The sequence below is a fragment of the Erythrobacter sp. HKB08 genome (assembly GCF_004114695.1).
GTDB lineage: Bacteria > Pseudomonadota > Alphaproteobacteria > Sphingomonadales > Sphingomonadaceae > Parerythrobacter_A.
Genome location: NZ_CP035310.1, coordinates 2,128,690 through 2,145,673, shown reverse-complemented (window position 1 = coordinate 2,145,673; position 16,984 = coordinate 2,128,690). Strand labels below are relative to the sequence as shown.

19 protein-coding genes are annotated in these 16,984 nt (G+C 63.6%); 14 read left to right on the top strand and 5 right to left on the bottom strand.

All coding sequences use genetic code 11. The annotated features are described in order from the left end of the window. The first annotated feature begins 9 nt into the window (after positions 1 to 9). The 13 genes from EO245_RS10325 to EO245_RS10265 all read left to right on the top strand — a co-directional run bounded on the left by EO245_RS10325 (position 10) and on the right by EO245_RS10265 (position 11,541). Positions 10 to 309, top strand: coding sequence for a hypothetical protein (locus EO245_RS10325; RefSeq protein ID WP_128892853.1), 300 nt, complete (start codon positions 10 to 12; stop codon positions 307 to 309). After that, on the top strand, positions 306 to 1,055 hold the full coding sequence (trmD, locus tag EO245_RS10320) for a tRNA (guanosine(37)-N1)-methyltransferase TrmD (RefSeq protein ID WP_128892852.1): 750 nt from the start codon (positions 306 to 308) through the stop codon (positions 1,053 to 1,055). The genes EO245_RS10325 and trmD overlap by 4 nt, the downstream gene beginning before the upstream one ends. After that, complete coding sequence (gene rplS / locus EO245_RS10315) at positions 1,052 to 1,420, top strand: 50S ribosomal protein L19 (protein ID WP_128892851.1); 369 nt, start codon at positions 1,052 to 1,054, stop codon at positions 1,418 to 1,420. The genes trmD and rplS overlap by 4 nt, the downstream gene beginning before the upstream one ends. A gap of 99 nt (positions 1,421 to 1,519) precedes the next feature. Next, positions 1,520 to 3,751 (top strand): S9 family peptidase, encoded by a 2,232-nt coding sequence (locus tag EO245_RS10310; RefSeq protein WP_128892850.1) that lies wholly within the window; start codon positions 1,520 to 1,522, stop codon positions 3,749 to 3,751. Positions 3,752 to 3,836: 85 nt separating this feature from the next. Then, the gene (locus tag EO245_RS10305) at positions 3,837 to 4,862 is read left to right on the top strand and encodes an aspartate-semialdehyde dehydrogenase (protein WP_128892849.1); all 1,026 of its coding nucleotides are present in this window, start codon (positions 3,837 to 3,839) and stop codon (positions 4,860 to 4,862) included. A 31-nt stretch (positions 4,863 to 4,893) separates the two neighbouring features. After that, a complete protein-coding gene (locus tag EO245_RS10300; protein ID WP_128892848.1) occupies positions 4,894 to 5,544 on the top strand; it encodes a 2-hydroxychromene-2-carboxylate isomerase in 651 nt (216 codons plus the stop codon). Beyond that, positions 5,541 to 6,296 carry an alpha/beta fold hydrolase gene (locus EO245_RS10295; RefSeq protein WP_128892847.1) on the top strand — a complete coding sequence of 252 codons (756 nt, stop codon included), beginning with the start codon at positions 5,541 to 5,543 and terminating at the stop codon, positions 6,294 to 6,296. The genes EO245_RS10300 and EO245_RS10295 overlap by 4 nt, the downstream gene beginning before the upstream one ends. Next, on the top strand, positions 6,289 to 6,816 hold the full coding sequence (locus tag EO245_RS10290; protein ID WP_128892846.1) for a hypothetical protein: 528 nt from the start codon (positions 6,289 to 6,291) through the stop codon (positions 6,814 to 6,816). The genes EO245_RS10295 and EO245_RS10290 overlap by 8 nt, the downstream gene beginning before the upstream one ends. A gap of 68 nt (positions 6,817 to 6,884) precedes the next feature. Beyond that, positions 6,885 to 8,732 (top strand): M2 family metallopeptidase, encoded by a 1,848-nt coding sequence (locus EO245_RS10285; protein WP_128892845.1) that lies wholly within the window; start codon positions 6,885 to 6,887, stop codon positions 8,730 to 8,732. Continuing rightward, positions 8,726 to 9,742 carry a beta-propeller fold lactonase family protein gene (locus EO245_RS10280; RefSeq protein ID WP_128892844.1) on the top strand — a complete coding sequence of 339 codons (1,017 nt, stop codon included), beginning with the start codon at positions 8,726 to 8,728 and terminating at the stop codon, positions 9,740 to 9,742. Before EO245_RS10285 ends, EO245_RS10280 begins: the two co-directional genes overlap by 7 nt. Beyond that, complete coding sequence (locus EO245_RS10275) at positions 9,739 to 10,197, top strand: RimK/LysX family protein (protein ID WP_128892843.1); 459 nt, start codon at positions 9,739 to 9,741, stop codon at positions 10,195 to 10,197. The genes EO245_RS10280 and EO245_RS10275 overlap by 4 nt, the downstream gene beginning before the upstream one ends. Continuing rightward, a complete protein-coding gene (rimK, locus tag EO245_RS10270; RefSeq protein WP_128892842.1) occupies positions 10,194 to 11,099 on the top strand; it encodes a 30S ribosomal protein S6--L-glutamate ligase in 906 nt (301 codons plus the stop codon). The genes EO245_RS10275 and rimK overlap by 4 nt, the downstream gene beginning before the upstream one ends. 46 nt (positions 11,100 to 11,145) lie before the next feature. After that, positions 11,146 to 11,541 (top strand): RidA family protein, encoded by a 396-nt coding sequence (locus EO245_RS10265; protein ID WP_128892841.1) that lies wholly within the window; start codon positions 11,146 to 11,148, stop codon positions 11,539 to 11,541. Positions 11,542 to 11,553: 12 nt separating this feature from the next. On the opposite strand, the gene EO245_RS10260 is transcribed toward EO245_RS10265, so the two are convergent. The 4 genes from EO245_RS10260 to rpsF all read right to left on the bottom strand — a co-directional run bounded on the left by EO245_RS10260 (position 11,554) and on the right by rpsF (position 14,389). Beyond that, positions 11,554 to 13,002, bottom strand: coding sequence for an AMP nucleosidase (locus EO245_RS10260; protein ID WP_370246183.1), 1,449 nt, complete (start codon positions 13,000 to 13,002; stop codon positions 11,554 to 11,556). 118 nt (positions 13,003 to 13,120) lie between these two features. Beyond that, positions 13,121 to 13,783 carry a 50S ribosomal protein L9 gene (rplI, locus tag EO245_RS10255; protein WP_128892839.1) on the bottom strand — a complete coding sequence of 221 codons (663 nt, stop codon included), beginning with the start codon at positions 13,781 to 13,783 and terminating at the stop codon, positions 13,121 to 13,123. Between the two features lie 13 nt (positions 13,784 to 13,796). Next, entirely contained in the window at positions 13,797 to 14,021 is a 225-nt protein-coding gene (gene rpsR / locus EO245_RS10250; protein ID WP_128892838.1) for a 30S ribosomal protein S18, read from the bottom strand. Then, on the bottom strand, positions 14,021 to 14,389 hold the full coding sequence (gene rpsF, locus EO245_RS10245) for a 30S ribosomal protein S6 (RefSeq protein WP_128892837.1): 369 nt from the start codon (positions 14,387 to 14,389) through the stop codon (positions 14,021 to 14,023). Before rpsF ends, rpsR begins: the two co-directional genes overlap by 1 nt. A 203-nt stretch (positions 14,390 to 14,592) precedes the next feature. On the opposite strand from rpsF, the gene EO245_RS10240 reads away from it, so the two are divergent. Beyond that, positions 14,593 to 15,531, top strand: coding sequence for a DUF808 domain-containing protein (locus EO245_RS10240; RefSeq protein ID WP_128892836.1), 939 nt, complete (start codon positions 14,593 to 14,595; stop codon positions 15,529 to 15,531). Here EO245_RS10240 and EO245_RS10235 read toward each other — a convergent pair. Next, complete coding sequence (locus EO245_RS10235) at positions 15,528 to 16,952, bottom strand: Mur ligase family protein (RefSeq protein ID WP_128892835.1); 1,425 nt, start codon at positions 16,950 to 16,952, stop codon at positions 15,528 to 15,530. The genes EO245_RS10240 and EO245_RS10235 overlap by 4 nt on opposite strands. Between the last annotated feature and the right edge of the window lie 32 nt (positions 16,953 to 16,984).

The following is a 16,984-nucleotide window of genomic DNA, read 5'->3' as shown; positions in this document are numbered from 1 at the left end:
CTGTGCCGCATGGGCGGCCTCGAGATCGCTCTGGCGGCTTTCCCGTTTGCTGTGTTGGCGTGCCTCATCGGTTTTTCGTGCGCAGTGCTGCACAACGCCCGTCTCTATGGTGACGAAAACACGATTCGCGTCGGGGCGCGTGGCATATTGCCGCTTATTCTCGGCACGATTGCGAGCTACACGCTGGTCGAAATACTGCCTGCCGATCCCGAGAATTGCGGGGCGACCCCTGATAGTGTCGTGCTTGTGTTCTTCGGAATTGCGCTGCCCGTAGCCGCTTTAGCCATTTCTCTCTGGAAGTCGTCATGACCTTCGCCGCAACCATCCTGACACTCTATCCCGAGATGTTCCCCGGGCCGCTGAGGCTGTCGCTCGCCGGGCGGGCGCTGGAGGAGCAGAAGTGGTCGCTCGACACGATCCAGATCCGCGACTTCGCTTCCGACAAGCATCGCACGGTCGACGATACGCCGGCCGGCGGCGGGGCGGGGATGGTGCTGAAGGCCGATGTGCTGGGAGCCGCGGTCGATCATGCGATCAGGATGCAGCCCGGCGTCCCGATCCTCGCGATGACGCCGCGCGGCAAGCCGATCACGCAGGAGCGAATTCGCGAGCTGGCTGCAGGGCCGGGAGTCACTATCCTGTGCGGTCGCTTCGAGGGGTTCGACGAGCGGCTTTTCGAAGCTCGTCCGCAGATAGAACAGGTCAGCCTCGCCGACATCGTCCTGTCCGGCGGAGAGCCTGCCGCGCTCGCCATACTCGACGCTTGCATTCGCTTGCTTCCGGGGGTAATGGGCGCGCCTTCAAGCGGAACCGAGGAATCCTTCGAAGAAGGGCTGCTCGAATATCCGCAATATACCCGACCTCAGGAATGGGAAGGGCGCACGATCCCTGAAGTGCTGCGATCGGGGGATCATGCGAAGATCGCTGCTTGGCGCAAGTCCATGGCGGAAGATCACACACGGTTACGCAGGCCGGACTTGTGGGAGCGTTACAGTGACGCTCCGGTCCAGTCTGCCTCTGGCGAGCGGCAGGAAAAGAAGGACCAGGGCAAATGAACCTGATTCAGCAGCTCGAAGCGGAAGCTATCGAGAACCTCGGGAAGGACGTTCCCGAATTTCGTCCCGGCGACACCGTCCGCGTTGGCGTAAAGGTTGTCGAAGGTACGCGTGAACGCGTCCAGAATTTCGAAGGCGTTGTCATTGCCCGCTCGAACCGCGGCATGGGCAGCAACTTCACCGTCCGCAAGATGAGCTTCGGTGAAGGCGTGGAACGCGTGTTCCCGCTCTACTCGCCGATCGTCGACAGCATCACCGTGGTCCGCCGCGGCGTCGTGCGTCGTGCGAAGCTCTACTATCTGCGTGGCCGCACCGGTAAGCGTGCGCGCATCGCGGAACGCAAGGTCAACGCCCCCAAGGCGTAAGCACAAGACCTATAACGGTTTGACGAAAGGGCGCTCCGGTCTAGAAGCCGGGGCGCCCTTTTTCGTTTCTCATCCCAACCGGAGACACGCTTTCTTGCCATGCGCCACCTGCTTGCTGCTGCCGCTTCGCTCGCTCTCGCCACACCTGCAATCGCGGACGATCACGCGATGAGCGAAACTGCCGACCTCACCTTCGAACAGGTCTTCGCTTCTCCCTCGCTGGACGGACCTAGCCCGCGGCAGGCGAAGCTCTCGCCGGACGGGCGCTACCTCACCCTGCTGCGCAACCGCGAGGACGAGCGCGAGCGCTACGACCTGTGGGGCTACGACCGCGAAAACGGCCAATGGCGCATGCTGGTCGACAGCGAGGCGCTCGGCACCGGGCGCGAACTGTCCGAGGACGAGAAAATGCAGCGCGAACGCGCGCGTGTCGGCAATCTTCGCGGCATCATCGCCTATCAGTGGACGGCAGACGGCACGGGCATTCTCGTGCCGCTCGACGGGGATCTCTACCTTGCGCGGCTCGACGGATCGATCCAGCGCCTGACCGACACCGAGGAAAGCGAACTCAACCCCGCGCTGAGCGAGAAGAGCACCTACCTCTCCTTCGTCCGCGACCGGCAGTTGTGGGTCGGGCCGGTCGGCTCGGAAGCGCAGCCGATCACTCCGAAGGAAGGCGATGCGATCCGCTGGGGCGAAGCGGAATTCGTCGCGCAGGAAGAGATGAGCCGGCTAACCGGTTACTGGTGGAGCCCGGACGACAAGCGCATCGTGGTCCAGCGCACCGACGAGAGCCCGGTCGGCATCGTCACCCGCGCGGCCATCGGCGCAACCGGCACGAAGGTCTTCGACCAGCGCTATCCGGTCGCCGGCAGCGACAATGCGATCGTCGAGCTGTTCGTGATGGACCCCGACGGTGGCAACCGCGTGCAGATCGACCTCGGCGAGGAAAGCGACATCTACGTCGCGCGCGTCGATTGGGCACCGGACGGCAGCGCCATCTACGTCCAGCGCCAGAACCGCGAGCAAACGGTGCTCGACATGCTCAAGGTCGATCCGGCGACCGGCGCGAGCGAGATTTTCTTCACGGAGAACGCCGCGCGCGAGGACTACTGGATCAACATCTCCGACGAGTACAAATTCCTGAAGAACGGCGATTTGCTGTGGTGGTCGGAGCGCAGCGGTTCGGGGCAGTTCTACCTGTTCGATGGTTCGAACTGGTCGCAGCTGACCGACACGCCGGGCCCGGTCACCAAGCTGCTCGGCGTCGACCAGGAAAGCGGGAAGATATTCTTCCAGGCGGTCGAAGACGTGCTCGCGCAACATGTCTATGTCATCGACATGGCAGAGGGCGGCGAGGCGCGTCGTCTGACCAGCGACGGCTTCACGCATTCCGCGACGATGGACAAGGATGCGAAGACGCTCCTCATCACGCGCTCCAACCACAACCAGCCTTCGCAGAGCTACCTCGCCGATGCCCAAGGCAACCACCTCGCCTGGGTCGAGCAGAATGCGCTGGAAGACGGCCATCCCTACGCGCCGCACCTCGCGAGCCATCGCCCTGCGCGCTACGGCACGATCAAGGCGGCCGACGGCGTGACCGATCTCTATTACAAGATGGTCACGCCCGAGATGGAGCCGGGCAAGCAATACCCGGTGTTCTATTACCACTACAGCGGCCCCGGCCCGCAGGTCGTGACGCGCGGCTGGGACGGCGCGTTGCAACAGGCGGTGGTCGACAAGGGCTACATCTGGTTCGAGCTCGACAACCGGGGAAGTGCGAACCGCGGGGTCGATTTCGAACAGCCGCTCTATCGCGCAATGGGCAGCGTCGAAGTCGAGGACCAGAAGGCGGGTGCCGAATATCTCAAGACGCTCGATTACGTCGATGCGGAGAAGATCGCGCTCTACGGCTGGTCCTACGGCGGTTACATGACACTGAAGCAGTTGCAGGCCGATCCGGGGCTCTATGCTGCGGGCATCTCGGGCGCGCCGGTGACCAAGTGGGAGCTTTACGACACCCATTATACCGAGCGCTACATGGGCGATCCGAACAAGGTGCCGGGTGCCTACGAAGCATCGAGTGCGATCCCGCAGGCGACAGCCATTAGCGACCCGCTGCTGCTGATCCACGGCATGGCCGACGACAATGTCGTGTTCGAGAATTCCTCGGAACTGATCTCGGTCCTGCAGGAAGGAAACGTGCCGTTCGAAATGATGCTCTACCCCGGCTATACGCACCGCGTGTCGGGCGAAATGATCTCGCCGCACCTGTGGAACACGATTTTCAGCTTCCTCGAGCGCAACGGCGTGACGCCTCCCGAGGAGTGAGGGTTTAGCGCGCGCAATCGAATGTACGCTTGCGGGCGCGCCGCCAATCGCTATCTCGGCGGCGCAAACGAATTGGAGAAGTGAATTGGGCTATCGCGTAGCCGTGGTCGGTGCGACCGGAAATGTCGGTCGTGAAATGATGCAGATCCTCGCCGAGCGCGAGTTCCCCTGCGACGAGGTCGCGGCGGTCGCATCGTCGCGTTCGGTCGGGACGGAAGTCGAATTCGGCGACACCGGCAAGATGCTCAAGTGCAAGAACATCGAGCATTTCGACTTCACCGGCTGGGATATCGCCCTGTTCTCGGCGGGCAGTGGCCCGGCGAAGGAATATGCGCCCAAGGCGGCGGCTGCCGGCTGCGTCGTGATCGACAACAGCTCGCTCTACCGCATGGAGCCGGACGTGCCGCTGATCGTGCCGGAAGTGAATCCGGACGCGATCGACGACTACAAGAAGCGCAACATCATCGCGAACCCGAACTGCTCGACCGCGCAGCTCGTCGTCGCGCTCAAGCCGCTGCACGATGCGGCGAAGATCAAGCGCGTCGTCGTCAGCACCTACCAGTCGGTTTCCGGAGCGGGCAAGGCGGGCATGGACGAGCTGTTCAACCAGAGCCGCGCCATCTTCGTCGGCGATCCGGTGGAGCCGGAGAAGTTCACCAAGCAGATCGCCTTCAACCTCATTCCGCACATCGATGTCTTCCTCGACGACGGCTCGACCAAGGAAGAGTGGAAGATGGTGGTCGAGACCAAGAAGATCCTCGACCCGAAGATCAAGCTGACCGCGACCTGCGTGCGCGTGCCGGTCTTCGTCGGCCACTCCGAAGCGGTGAACATCGAGTTCGAGAACGAGATCAGCGCCGAGCAGGCTCAGGAAATCCTGCGCGAGGCACCGGGCATCATGCTCGTCGACAAGCGCGAGGACGGCGGATACGTCACCCCGGTCGAATGCGCGGGCGACGGTGCCACCTACATCAGCCGCGTGCGCGAAGACCCGACGGTGGAGAACGGCCTCACCCTGTGGTGCGTGTCGGACAACCTGCGCAAGGGTGCCGCGCTCAACGCGGTGCAGATCGCCGAACTTCTCGGACGTCGCCACCTGAAGAAGGGGTGACCGCAGCAGGCGATTGCGGCACAAGGGCCGCATGACACTGCAAGCCGATCTCTTCTTCAGCTTCCGCTCGCCATACTCCTACCTCGCCGTGGGGCGTTATCGCGCCATGGCGGAGGAGTACGATGTCGACATCACCCTGCGCACGGTGATGCCGATCGCCATTCGCGATCCCGATATCCTCTTCACCGGCAACCCGGCAGCGCCGCGCTACATCGTGCTCGACTGCATGCGTTCCGCGCAGATGCAGGGCATTCCGCTGCGCTGGCCGCGTCCGGACCCGGTCGTGCAGAACTTCCAGACGCGCGAGATTCCGAAGGAGCAGCCCTACATCTTCCGCATCAGCCGCCTCGGGCAGGCAGCGACGCGGCGAGGGAAGGGGTTGGCCTTCGCCGACGAGGCTTCGAGGGTCATCTGGTCGGGCGAAGTCGATAACTGGCACGAGGGCGACCACCTTGCCAATGCGGCCCAGCGGGCCGGGCTCGACCTGGCCGAGCTCGATGCCGAAGCGGTCTCCGATGCCGATGCGCTCGATGCGGAGATCGGCGAGAACCAGAAAGCGCTCGAAGCAGCGGGCCATTGGGGTGTGCCGACCCTCGTGTTCGAGGGTGAACCGTTCTTCGGGCAGGACCGTGTCGAGATGGCGAAGTGGCGCATGGAACAGAAGGGCCTGGCCAAGCGATGAGCGAACTTCGACGCGAAACGATCGCGAGCTTCGATGGAACCGAGCTCGCCGTGCACCGCATGGGCGAGGGCAGGCCGGTGCTGTTGCTCCACGGCCTTTTCTCGAGCGCGGAAATGAACTGGATACGCTTCGGCCATGCGAAGAAACTCGCCGATGCGGGTCTCGAGGCGATTATGCCGGACCTGCGCGCACACGGTGAAAGCGGAAAACCGCATGATGTCGCCGCCTATCCGCCCGATGTACTGGCAAGAGACGCCGCCGCGCTGGTCGAGGCGCTCGGCCTCGACGATTTCGACCTCGTCGGCTTCTCGCTCGGAGCGCGAACCTCGGCGCGCGCGGTCATCAACGGGCTTGCTCCGCGCAAGCTGGTATTGGCGGGCATGGGCCTTGAGGGGCTGGCAGGGTGGAACCGCCGCGCCGCCTTCTTCATCGATGCGATCGACCGCTTCGAAGAGGTCAAACGCGGCGATCCGGCGTTCATGGCGGTCAGCTTCATGAAGACCATGAAAGTCGATCGCGACGCGGCGCGCCTGCTGCTCAACTCCGTGGCCGACACCCAACCCGAAGCGCTCGCGGCAATCACCATGCCGACGATGGTGCTGTGCGGCGACAAGGACAACGACAACGGTTCGGCGCAAAAGCTCGTCGAAGCGCTGCCCGATGCCCATTACGTCGAGATACCGGGCACGCATATGAGCTCGGTCACCGAGCCGGAAATGGGCGATGCGCTGGTGGAGTTCCTCGGTGACTGAGAGCGCTAACTGGCAACGCTTCCGGATCCTCTGGCCTGCCGGGCTGGTCGCCTTCGCGCTCGTGATCTGGCTGGGGTTCCCGCTCGCGATAGAGGGCGTACCGGGCGGCATCCTCGCTCACCAGGCCGCCGGCTCGGCCTTCCAGGTCGACATGATCCAGCGCGCCTGGTCGTTGGCCGGCCTCTACGAGCGCGCGCTTCTCTCGATGATCGGCGATATCGTGTTCATCACCATCTACGGGCTCGGCAGCTGGTATGGCGGGCTCGCTTTCATGGAAGCGGACGACAAGCGGCTGAAGCGGCTCGGCATGCTGCTGGTCGGGGCGGCGATCGTCTTCATTGCGACCGACTATGCCGAAACCTTCTCGCAGATCATCCAGCTGTGGCAGATGCGCGGAAGCGATACGCTGGCCTCGCTTGCGGCGACAGTCAGGCCGGTGAAGGTGGTGGCCTGGGTGATCACGTTCGTCGGTATCCTGGCCGCGCTCGTCGTTCGTCGAAATTCCCGCAAGTCCGCTTGATTCAGCCCCCTTGCAGGTCCAAACCGGTATCCATCGAAACCGGTTTTGACCGAGAGGACTGACACATCATGAAATTCGCATCCGTTGCGCTTGCCGCGCTGGCCGTTTCGCTTGCGGCGCCCGCCTATGCCGACCATCACGGCGGCGAGAAGAGCGAGGCAAGTGAAGCTTTCCCGATGACGCCGCAGGGCGCTGCCGACTGGGTCGCCATGGTCGAGAAGGACCTGTTCGACTACTCGGTCGAAGCGGGCCGGGTTTATTGGATCAACTCGACCTACATCACCGAAGATACCGATGCGCTAGCAGCCAAGATCGGCGCGCAAGGCACGGAAAAATCCGTCAAATACGCACTCGAAGCGGCCAAGTATGCGACCGTCGACGGCCTCGATGCCGAAGTAGGCCGCAAGCTCGACATGCTGCGCAACGGCATCGTCCTGCCCGCACCGACCACCGATGGCGCGGCGACTGAACTCAACGAGATCGCGACCAAGCTCAACAGCCTCTACGGCAAGGGCCGCGGCACGCTGAACGGCGAGGAAATCAACGGGTCGGACATCGAGGCCGAGATGGGCAATATCGATCGTTCGCCCGAAGAGCTCGCTGAGATGTGGGCCAGCTGGCACACCAATGTCGGCGCGCCGATGAAGGACGACTATGCCCGCATGGTCGAAATCGCCAATGAAGGCGCCAAGGAACTCGGCTTCACCAATGTCGGCGCCATGTGGCGTTCGGGCTACGACATGCCGGCCGACGACTTCGCGGCCGAGACCGAGCGTCTGTGGCAGGAAGTGAAGCCGCTCTACGACAGCCTGCACACCTATGTCCGCTGGAACCTCAACGAGAAATACGGCGATGCGGTGCAGCCCGCGACAGGCCCGATCCGCGCCGACCTGCTCGGAAATATGTGGGCGCAGGAATGGGGCAACATCTACCCACTCGTCGCGCCCGAGGGTGCCGGCGACATCGGCTACGACCTGACCGACCTTATCGCCCAGAAGGGCCTGTCTGAAATCGACATGGTCCGCGTCGGCGAACAGTTCTTCTCCTCGCTCGGCTTCGAGCCGCTGCCGGAGACCTTCTACCAGCGCAGCCAGTTCGTGAAGCCGGCAGACCGCGAAGTCGTGTGCCACGCAAGCGCGTGGGACATCGACAACAAGGACGACATCCGCATCAAGATGTGCATCAAGCAGAATGCGGACGACTTCATCACCATCCACCACGAGCTCGGCCACAACTACTACCAGCGCGCCTATAACGAGCAGGACTACCTGCACCTCAACGGCGCGAACGACGGCTTCCACGAGGCTATCGGCGACATGATCGCCCTGTCGATCACGCCGGAATACCTCGTCCAGATCGACATGCTCGACCGCGCGGACGTTCCGGGCCCGGACAAGGATATCGGCCTGCTCCTGCGCCAGGCGATGGACAAGGTCGCGTTCCTCCCGTTCGGCCTGCTGGTCGACAAGTGGCGCTGGGGCGTGTTCGACGGCTCGATCACGCCGGACCAGTACAACACCGCTTGGCACGACCTGAAGCGCGAGTACCAGGGCATTACCCCGCCGGTCGATCGTCCGGCCGACGCCTTCGATCCGGGTGCGAAGTATCACATCCCGGGCAACACGCCGTACACCCGCTACTTCCTTGCTCGCATCCTGCAGTTCCAGTTCTACAAGGCTGCGTGCGACCAGGCAGGCTGGGAAGGGCCGCTCCACCGCTGCTCGTTCTATGGCAACGAGGAAGTCGGCGAGAACCTCAACGCAATGCTCGAAATGGGCGCTTCGAAGCCGTGGCCCGACGCGCTCGAGGCGTTCACCGGAACCCGCGAGATGAGCGGCAAGGCGATGGTCGAATACTTCGCACCGCTCAAGGCATGGCTCGACGAGCAGAATGCTGGTAAGCCCACCGGATGGTGAGGTTTTTCAAGCTTGTCCCGCTGGTTGCGCTGGCAGCCTGCGCCCCGGTTTCGGCCGACCTGGCCGAGCCGGGAGGGCAAGCGAATGCCTCGCTCGAAGGGCAGGCGCTGTTCGTCGCGAACAAGTTCGGCAACTCCTTGTCGAAAATCGACCTTGCCAGCGGCGAGGAAGTGAAGCGCGTCGACAGCTGCGCCAATCCGCACGAGCTGGCGACCTCGCCGGATGGGGAATATGTCGCGCTCGCCTGCTATGGCGGGACGAGCGTCGATATCTTCCGCACCGGCGATCTTGCGCGCGTGCGCTCCGTCGAGCTTGGCGAGAATGCCCGGCCGCACGGTATCGTGTGGTGGACCGACGACGATCTCTATGTGACGGCCGAGGGGCGCCAATCGGTCTTCTGGATCAGGCGTCCGGTTGGAGAGGTCGAGACTTTCGAATATTCGACCGGCAAGCGGGGCAGCCACATGCTGGCGGTATCGCCCAACGGCAATCACGCCTGGACGATGGATCTCGGCTCCGGGACGGTCACGCTGGTCGACCTCAAGACGCGCCGCGCTCCTTTGTCGGTCGAGGTCGGGGTCGAGCCTGAAGGCATCTCGCTGTCGCCCGACGGCAAGGCGCTGTGGGTATCCGCGCGCGGTTCGAACAAGGCGATCGAGCTCGATCCCATGACGCTCGAGGTCCGCAACGAGGTGGCGACGGGCCGATTCCCGCTGCGCCTCGCGATCCGGCCGCAGGGCGACGTTGCGGTCACGTCCGACCTGCAGGATGGCTCGCTGACGGTTATCGACCTCGCGAAGGCAGAGTCAGTGCGCACTATCGCGGTTTCCAGCCCGGAAGAGGCCGAGGAACGCTTCCAGGTGACGATCCTGTGGTCGGACGATGGCAAGCGCGTCTATGTCGCGGAAACAGCCTCGGACACGATTGCCGAAGTCGACTACGAAACAGGGAAAGTTCTCCGCCGGCTGCAGGCCGGTGACGGCGGGGACGGATTGGCGATACTCGATTGAGCGACAAACGTAAGCCACTGCCGGTCGTGGGCTGGCGGGAACTCGTGCATCTGCCCGAACTGGGCCTGAGCGGCATTCCCGCCAAGATCGACACCGGTGCCCGCACCTCCTCGCTGCACGGCACGGTGATCGAGGAACTCGAACGCGACGGGGAGCAATATGTGCGCTTCGCCGTCGACTGGGATGGCGAGCGCCACGTGTGCGAGGCAGTGCATGTCGACATCCGCGGCATCACCAGCTCGAACGGCAAGACGCAGCGCCGCTATGTCATCAAGACGCCGCTCAAGATCGGCGATGAAGAATTTCGTGCGGAAATCAGCCTGGCCGACCGGTCGGACATGCGGTTTCCGATGTTGATCGGACGATCGTCGCTGCGGCGCCGTTTCGTCGTCGATTCAGGTTACTCGTGGCTGCAAACGCCCGAACTCAAGACTACCAAGGGACACAAACCATGAAAATCGCCATGCTGGCGCGCAATCCGAAGCTCTACTCGCACGAGCGCCTCGTCGAGGCGGCAGAGCAACGCGGGCACACGCTCGACATCCTCAATACGACGCGCTGCACGGTGAACATCGCCAGCCATCGTCCGACGCTGACCTACAATGGCGAGACCGTCGGCAAATACGACGCGGTGATCCCGCGCATCGGGGCCTCGATCACGAACTACGGCCTCGCGGTGCTGCGCCAGTTCGAGATGGGCGGCGTCTGGCCGCTCAACGAAAGCGTCGCCATCGGTCGCAGCCGCGACAAGCTGCGCTCGATGCAAATCCTCGCCAAATACGGCCTCGGCCTGCCGCTGACCGCCTATGCCAACGATCCCAAGGCGGCGGAGGAGATCATCAAGGCGGTCAACGGCCCGCCGGTGGTGATCAAGCTGCTCGAGGGCACGCAGGGCATCGGCGTCGTCCTCGCCGAGACGATGAGCAGCGCGAAGTCGGTAATCGAGGCATTCCGCGGCGCGAATGTGAACATCTTGGTGCAGGAGTTCATCAAGGAAGCCGGCGGGACCGACATTCGTGCGCTGGTCGTCGGCGGCAAGGTCGTCGCAGCGATGAAACGCACCGGCGCGGCGGACGATTTCCGCTCCAACCTGCACCGTGGCGGTAGCGCCGAGGTCATCAAGATCACCCCGGAAGAACGCTCGACCGCGGTACGCGCGGCCAAGCACATGGGCCTCAACGTCTGCGGCGTGGACATGCTGCGCTCGAACCACGGGCCGGTGATCATGGAGGTGAACTCCTCACCCGGCCTCGAAGGCATCGAGAAAGCGACGGGCAAGGACGTCGCCGGATTGATCATCGAATTCATCGAAAAGAGCGCGAAAGCGGGCAAGACCAAGACCAAGGGCAGAGGCTAGCCATTCATCGGGTCGCACCGGTTATTCACTCAACGGGAGGCGACTGATGAAGAAAACGACGCATAATCCGACACCCTGGATGCAGGGCTTCGGTCTCAACCACGCCGTCGAGGTCGAGGGCGGCCAGCGGACGCTCTACCTATCGGGGCAGACGGCGTCCGCGGCCGATGGCTCGCCGATGCATCCGGGCGATCTCGTCGCGCAGTACAAGGCTGCTTGGCAGTGCCTGCTCGACGCGCTTGGCTCTGCGGGCATGGATGCGAGCAACCTCGTGCGGCTCAATTACTACACGACCGATGTCGATGCGTTCATGGCCCACGCCGACCAGATCATGTCGGTCCATGTAGAAGCGGGCGCGCAGATCGTCGCCACGCTGCTCGGCGTGACGCGGCTCTACGATCCGGCAATCATGATCGAGATCGAGGCGACCGCAGTCGGCTGATCCCGCTTTCGATCACCGGAACGGCGGCTCGTTGAAGGCGCGAAGCTTGCGGCTGTGCAGGCGCGGACCTTCCTCGCGTAGCAGGCGGCAGGCTGTGACGCCGATCTGGAGGTGGGCGGCGATCGCCTCCTCGTAGAACTTGTTCGCCTGGCCCGGCAGCTTGATCTCGCCGTGGAGCGGCTTGTCCGAGACGCACAGCAGCGTTCCGTAAGGCACGCGGAAGCGGTAGCCCTGCGCGGCGATGGTCGCGCTTTCCATGTCGATGCCGACGGCGCGGCTGAGCGAAAGGCGCTTGGCCGACTGGGTGTAGCGAAGCTCCCAGTTACGGTCGTCGGTGGTGACGACCGTGCCGGTGCGCATACGCTTCTTGAGGTCGCTGCCGTGTTCGCCCGAAACCTCTTCGGCCGCGCCAGCAAGGGCCTGCTGGACCTCGGCAATGGCGGGGAGGGGGATTTCAGGCGGTAGGACCGGATCGAGCACGTGGTCGTCGCGCAGATATGCATGGGCGAGCACGTAGTCGCCGATCTTCTGGCTCGGGCGCAGGCCGCCGCAGTGGCCGATCATCAGCCAGGCTTCGGGGCGCAGCACAGCAAGGTGGTCGCAGATCGTCTTCGCGTTGGATGGACCGACACCGATGTTGACGAGAGTGATCCCGCCGCGCCCTTCACCGACGAGGTGGTAGGCGGGCATCTGGTGCCGGCGCCATGCCGTGTCGGACAGCTGAATGCGCGCATTGCTGGTCCGCTCGGTCAGTTCGAGGCCGCCCGCGCCAGCCAGCTTGGTGTAGCCGTTGCTGCCGAGCTGTTCACCGGCCCAGTCAACGAATTCATCGACATAGCGGTGATAGTTCGTGAACAGGATGTAGTTCTGGAAGTCGTCCGTGCTGGTGCCGGTATAGTGCGCGAGGCGGGCGAGGCTGAAGTCGGTCCGCAGGCCGTCGAACAGCGACAGCGGGATCTCGTCTTCCGGATCGTCTAGCTCGATTCCGTCCGCCAGTTCATCGCCGATATCGGCCAGCTCGGTCGCCGGGAAATGGCGTGCGAGATCGTTCGGGCTGATCCCGGCGAGCTCCGCGCCGACTTCACCGTCGAGCACGTAGGGGAAGGGGATTTCCTGGCGCGAAGGGCGCGCGTCGATGGAAACGTCGTAGTCGCTGCAGATGAGATCGAGCTGTTCGCGCAGGTAATCGGCAAACAGGCGCGGACGGGTGATCGTGGTCGTGTAGACACCCGCCTCGTTCAACCGGCCGAAGGCGCGGCTGCGGTCGGCAGGATGGTTGGCACCGTCGAAGGTCAGGACGAGTTCGGGATAGGCGTAGGTCCCGTCGTTGCGGCGCTCCTTCGAGGGGAGGGCGCCATTGCGGGCGAAGGCGATGACGTCTTCGCGTAGCTGTTCCACCGCCTTGTCGTAGATTGCGGTGATTTTCTCGATGACCAGTTCGATCTTGTCCATGTGTCCTATCTGCGCTTCCTCTCTTGCAATTCCAAGTCAGGGGCCGCCGCGCGGGCGGATTCCTCCTGTTACAAAAAGGGCGCGACCCGCAGGCCGCGCCCCTCTTGCGCTAAGACTGGCGTGACGCTCAGCCTTCTGCGTTTTCGTCCGTCTCTGCTTCGTCCGAAGCGGCGTCTTCACCCTCTGCCGGGGTAACGCCTTCTTCGAGCAGCTCGGCCGGGATTTCACCCGGTTCGAGGGTCGGGTCGATCTGGTTGGCAGCTGCCGCTTCCTCGATTTCCTTCTGCTCTTCTTCGAACAGCTGGGCGAGAACGTCGACACCCTGGCTCTGCAGTTCGGCCTCGTCTTCGGAGCGGGCGACATTCGCCTTCACCGTGACGTGGACTTCCGGGTGCAGGGCGACGGTCACGTCGTGCATGCCGATCGTCTTGATCGGGCTGCCCATGACGATCTGCTTCTTGTCGACCGAGTGACCCTTGTCGTTCAGGCCGTTCACGATGTCGCGAACGTTGACCGAGCCGTACAGCTGGCCGGCGTTCGACGAAGCGCGAAGCAGGACGATTTCGGTGCCGTCGACGCTTTCACCGAGCTTCTCGGCTTCGGTACGACGCTCGGCGTTTTCCTTCTCGAGGCGCTCGCGGTTGGCTTCGAAGACCTTCTTGTTGGCTTCGTTGGCACGCAGGGCCTTCTTCTGCGGGAGCAGGAAGTTGCGGGCGTAGCCGTCCTTCACGGTGACGATGTCGCCGATCGAGCCGAGGTTGCCGATACGTTCGAGGAGAATGATATCCATGGTTCTGCTCCTCTTACTTCACGATGTACGGAAGCAGGCCGATGTGGCGCGCGCGCTTGATCGCCTTGGCGAGTTCGCGCTGCTTCTTGGCCGAAACGGCGGTGATACGGGAAGGAACGATCTTGCCACGCTCGGACATGAAGCCCTGCAGCAGGCGCACGTCCTTGTAGTCGATCTTCGGTGCATTCTTGGCCGAGAACGGGCAAGTCTTGCGGCGGCGGAAAAACGGGCGGGCCATCAGTCGCGCTCCTCACGGTCGGCGCGGCGCTTCTTGCCGTCGCGGTCGTTCTTGCGCATCATCACGCTCGGACCTTCTTCGTGCTCTTCGACACGGATGGTCATGTAGCGGATGACGTCTTCGTTGATGCGGGTCTGGCGCTCGAGCTCGGAAACAACGGAGCCGGGGCCCTCGATGTTGAGCATTACGAAATGCGCCTTGCGGTTACGGTCGATCTTGTAGGCGAGGTTCTTGAGGCCCCAGGTCTCCGTCTTGGTGACCTTGCCGTCGTTCTGCTCGACAATCTCGGTAGCTTGCGCGGCCAATGCGTCGACCTGGCTCTGGCTCAGGTCCTGGCGCGCAAGGAAGATATGCTCGTAGAGAGCCATTCCTTGTCCTTTCACTTCTGCCGATCGCTGGCTGTCCCGCGCGGATCGCGGGGGCCCCTCCGGCTTTCTTCTTATCCCCGTCGCCGGAACGCTCCGGACGCAAGGGATGCGCGCACATAGCGGGATTGGCGGGGAATGCAAGCCTTGCGAGCCGGGAACGCAGGCGGCAAGGGCGGGTTCGAGACACGACAAAGGAGAATTGCGTGCCCGGTGGACTTGTAGCCCTGCTCGACGACGTATCGATCATCGCGCGAACCGCTGCCGCCTCGATAGACGATATCGGCGTCGCGGCAAGCAGGGCGGGCACCAAGGCCGCCGGCGTCGTGATCGACGATGCCGCGGTCACGCCGAGCTACGTCACGGGCCTCAGCCCGGCGCGCGAGTTACCGATCATCTGGTCGATCACGAAAGGCAGTCTGTTCAACAAGCTGGTGATCCTGCTTCCCGGCGCGCTCCTGCTGAGCGAATTCCTGCCCGGCGCGATCATTTTCATCCTCATGCTGGGCGGCGGCTTCCTCTGCTACGAAGGCGCCGAGAAGGTCATCGAAAAGCTCGGCGGGGCAAAGCACGGCAAGACCATCGAGGACCCGATCGAGGATCCCGCGAAGTTCGAGAAACAGCGCATTTCCGGGGCGATCAGGACCGACCTCATCCTTTCGGCCGAGATCATGGCCATCGTGCTGAACGAGGTGTCGGCGGAAGATTTCTTCGTCCGCGCGGGCGTGCTCGCGATCGTCGGCATCGTGATCACCGTCGTCGTCTACGGTACGGTGGCGGTTATCGTGAAGATGGACGATATCGGTCTCCATCTCGCCGAAAAGCCGAGCGAGGCGGCGCAGAAATTCGGCAAGTTCCTCCTGCGCCTCATGCCGCGCCTGCTGACGGCGCTGTCGATCATCGGGACGGTTGCGATGCTCTGGGTCGGTGGCGGGATCATCCTGCACGGCCTGCACGAGCTTGGCATCCATGGCCCTTCGGACTGGGCGCACGGGGTGCAGCACGCTGTCGAGACGGTCACCGGAGGCCTGTCGGGCATCCTCGGCTGGACGACCTATGCGGCGCTTTCCGCGCTATTCGGTATCGCCGTGGGCGCCGTGATCGTCTTCGTGCTGCACAAGGTCCTGCGCATCGGAGCGCACTAGACTTTCGCCAGCAGGTCCTTCGCGAAGGTCGTAAGCGTATCGTCCCGCGCGCCCATCACGACAATGCGGTCGCCGGGCTTGGCGATGGACGCGATCAGCTTGCCGCAATCTTCGCGTGACGGGACATGGTCTGCGAGGCCGCCAGCTTCCTCGATCATGGCGATGATCCGCTCGGTACCCTGGCTGCGATCGACCGTGCCGCCGAAATAGACCGGGTCGCACATGATGGTGATGTCTTCCGGACCAAGTTCGCGCGCGAATGTTTCTGCCAGTTCGTGACCCATCTGGCGCAAGGGGCCGTAGCCGTGGGGCTGGAAGAATGCGATTACGCGGCCTTCATGCGCCTTGAGCGTGCGCAGGGTGGCAGCACATTTTTCCGGGTTGTGCCCGAAATCGTCGATCACGGTGACGCCGTTCGCGCTGGTGCCGACGATATCGAACCGGCGAGCGAGCCCCTCGAAGGAGGCGAGCGCTTTGACCGAAGCTTCGACCGGAACGCCGGCGGCCGCGGCACCGGCAATGGCGGCAAGGGCATTAGAGAGGTTGTGGCGCCCCGGCATGGCGAGGGTCAGCGGGTGCTCGCTGCCGTCGTGACGGTCGATGACGAGCGCCGCCTGCCGCGTGGGACCTTCGGCAATCGAGCCGGGCACGATCCCGATCTGGGCCTTTTCCTGTTCCAGCCCGAAGGTGATGACCTCCTTCGCGCGCGGCAGCAGCTTGAGCGCTTCCTCGTCATCGGCATTGATCGCCGCGATACGGCTGCGCTCGAGGAAATCGCCGAACAGCTGGCGCAGTTCCTCCATGCTCTTGTGGTCGAGGCTGACGTTGAGCAGCACGCCGACCGCCGGGCGATAGAGCGCGATGGAACCGTCGCTCTCGTCGACTTCGCTCACATAGATGCTCTGGCTGCCGACGACCGCGCTGGCAAAGGGGCGCTCGTCCGAGACGAAGTTCTTCATCACCGCGCCGTTCATGATGGTCGGCTCGCGTCCCGTCGCCTGGAGGATCCACCCGATCATGCCGGTAACGGTCGACTTCCCGCTCGTCCCGGCAATGCCGATACCGGCACCGCTGGTGTTGAACAGGATCGAATTCAGTTCGGCGCGCGTCATGCGCAGGCAGCCGAGTTCCTTCGCGCGCTTCGCATCGGGCACCGTGTCCTCCACCGCAGCCGAGGCGACGAGAATCTGGTCCTTCGAGGTGATGCCACTGCCGTCCTGCGGATGAAGCTCGAAGCCCTGTTTTTCGAGCGCCGCGAACTTTTCCGGCGTGCGCCCCTGGTCGAAGCTGCGGTCCGAACCGCCGACGCTTGCGCCGCGACCTTTCAGGATCTGCGCGAGCGGCTGCATGCCGGAGCCGCCGATGCCGCAGAAGAAGAAGGGGCGCGAAAAGAGTTCTTCAGGTGTGGGGAATTCGGACATTGGGGCGCGGTATTGCGTTGCAGGCGGCAAGA

Excerpts from the sequence above, each read along its gene's own strand:
- EO245_RS10325 (WP_128892853.1), top strand. The coding sequence starts at position 10 with ATGGGCGGCCTCGAGATCGCTCTGGCGGCTTTCCCGTTTGCTGTGTTG.
- trmD (WP_128892852.1), top strand. The coding sequence starts at position 306 with ATGACCTTCGCCGCAACCATCCTGACACTCTATCCCGAGATGTTCCCC.
- rplS (WP_128892851.1), top strand. The coding sequence starts at position 1,052 with ATGAACCTGATTCAGCAGCTCGAAGCGGAAGCTATCGAGAACCTCGGG.
- EO245_RS10310 (WP_128892850.1), top strand. The coding sequence starts at position 1,520 with ATGCGCCACCTGCTTGCTGCTGCCGCTTCGCTCGCTCTCGCCACACCT.
- EO245_RS10300 (WP_128892848.1), top strand. The coding sequence starts at position 4,894 with ATGACACTGCAAGCCGATCTCTTCTTCAGCTTCCGCTCGCCATACTCC.
- EO245_RS10295 (WP_128892847.1), top strand. The coding sequence starts at position 5,541 with ATGAGCGAACTTCGACGCGAAACGATCGCGAGCTTCGATGGAACCGAG.
- EO245_RS10285 (WP_128892845.1), top strand. The coding sequence starts at position 6,885 with ATGAAATTCGCATCCGTTGCGCTTGCCGCGCTGGCCGTTTCGCTTGCG.
- EO245_RS10280 (WP_128892844.1), top strand. The coding sequence starts at position 8,726 with ATGGTGAGGTTTTTCAAGCTTGTCCCGCTGGTTGCGCTGGCAGCCTGC.
- rimK (WP_128892842.1), top strand. The coding sequence starts at position 10,194 with ATGAAAATCGCCATGCTGGCGCGCAATCCGAAGCTCTACTCGCACGAG.
- EO245_RS10265 (WP_128892841.1), top strand. The coding sequence starts at position 11,146 with ATGAAGAAAACGACGCATAATCCGACACCCTGGATGCAGGGCTTCGGT.
- rplI (WP_128892839.1), bottom strand. The coding sequence starts at position 13,783 with ATGGATATCATTCTCCTCGAACGTATCGGCAACCTCGGCTCGATCGGC.
- rpsR (WP_128892838.1), bottom strand. The coding sequence starts at position 14,021 with ATGGCCCGCCCGTTTTTCCGCCGCCGCAAGACTTGCCCGTTCTCGGCC.
- rpsF (WP_128892837.1), bottom strand. The coding sequence starts at position 14,389 with ATGGCTCTCTACGAGCATATCTTCCTTGCGCGCCAGGACCTGAGCCAG.
- EO245_RS10235 (WP_128892835.1), bottom strand. The coding sequence starts at position 16,952 with ATGTCCGAATTCCCCACACCTGAAGAACTCTTTTCGCGCCCCTTCTTC.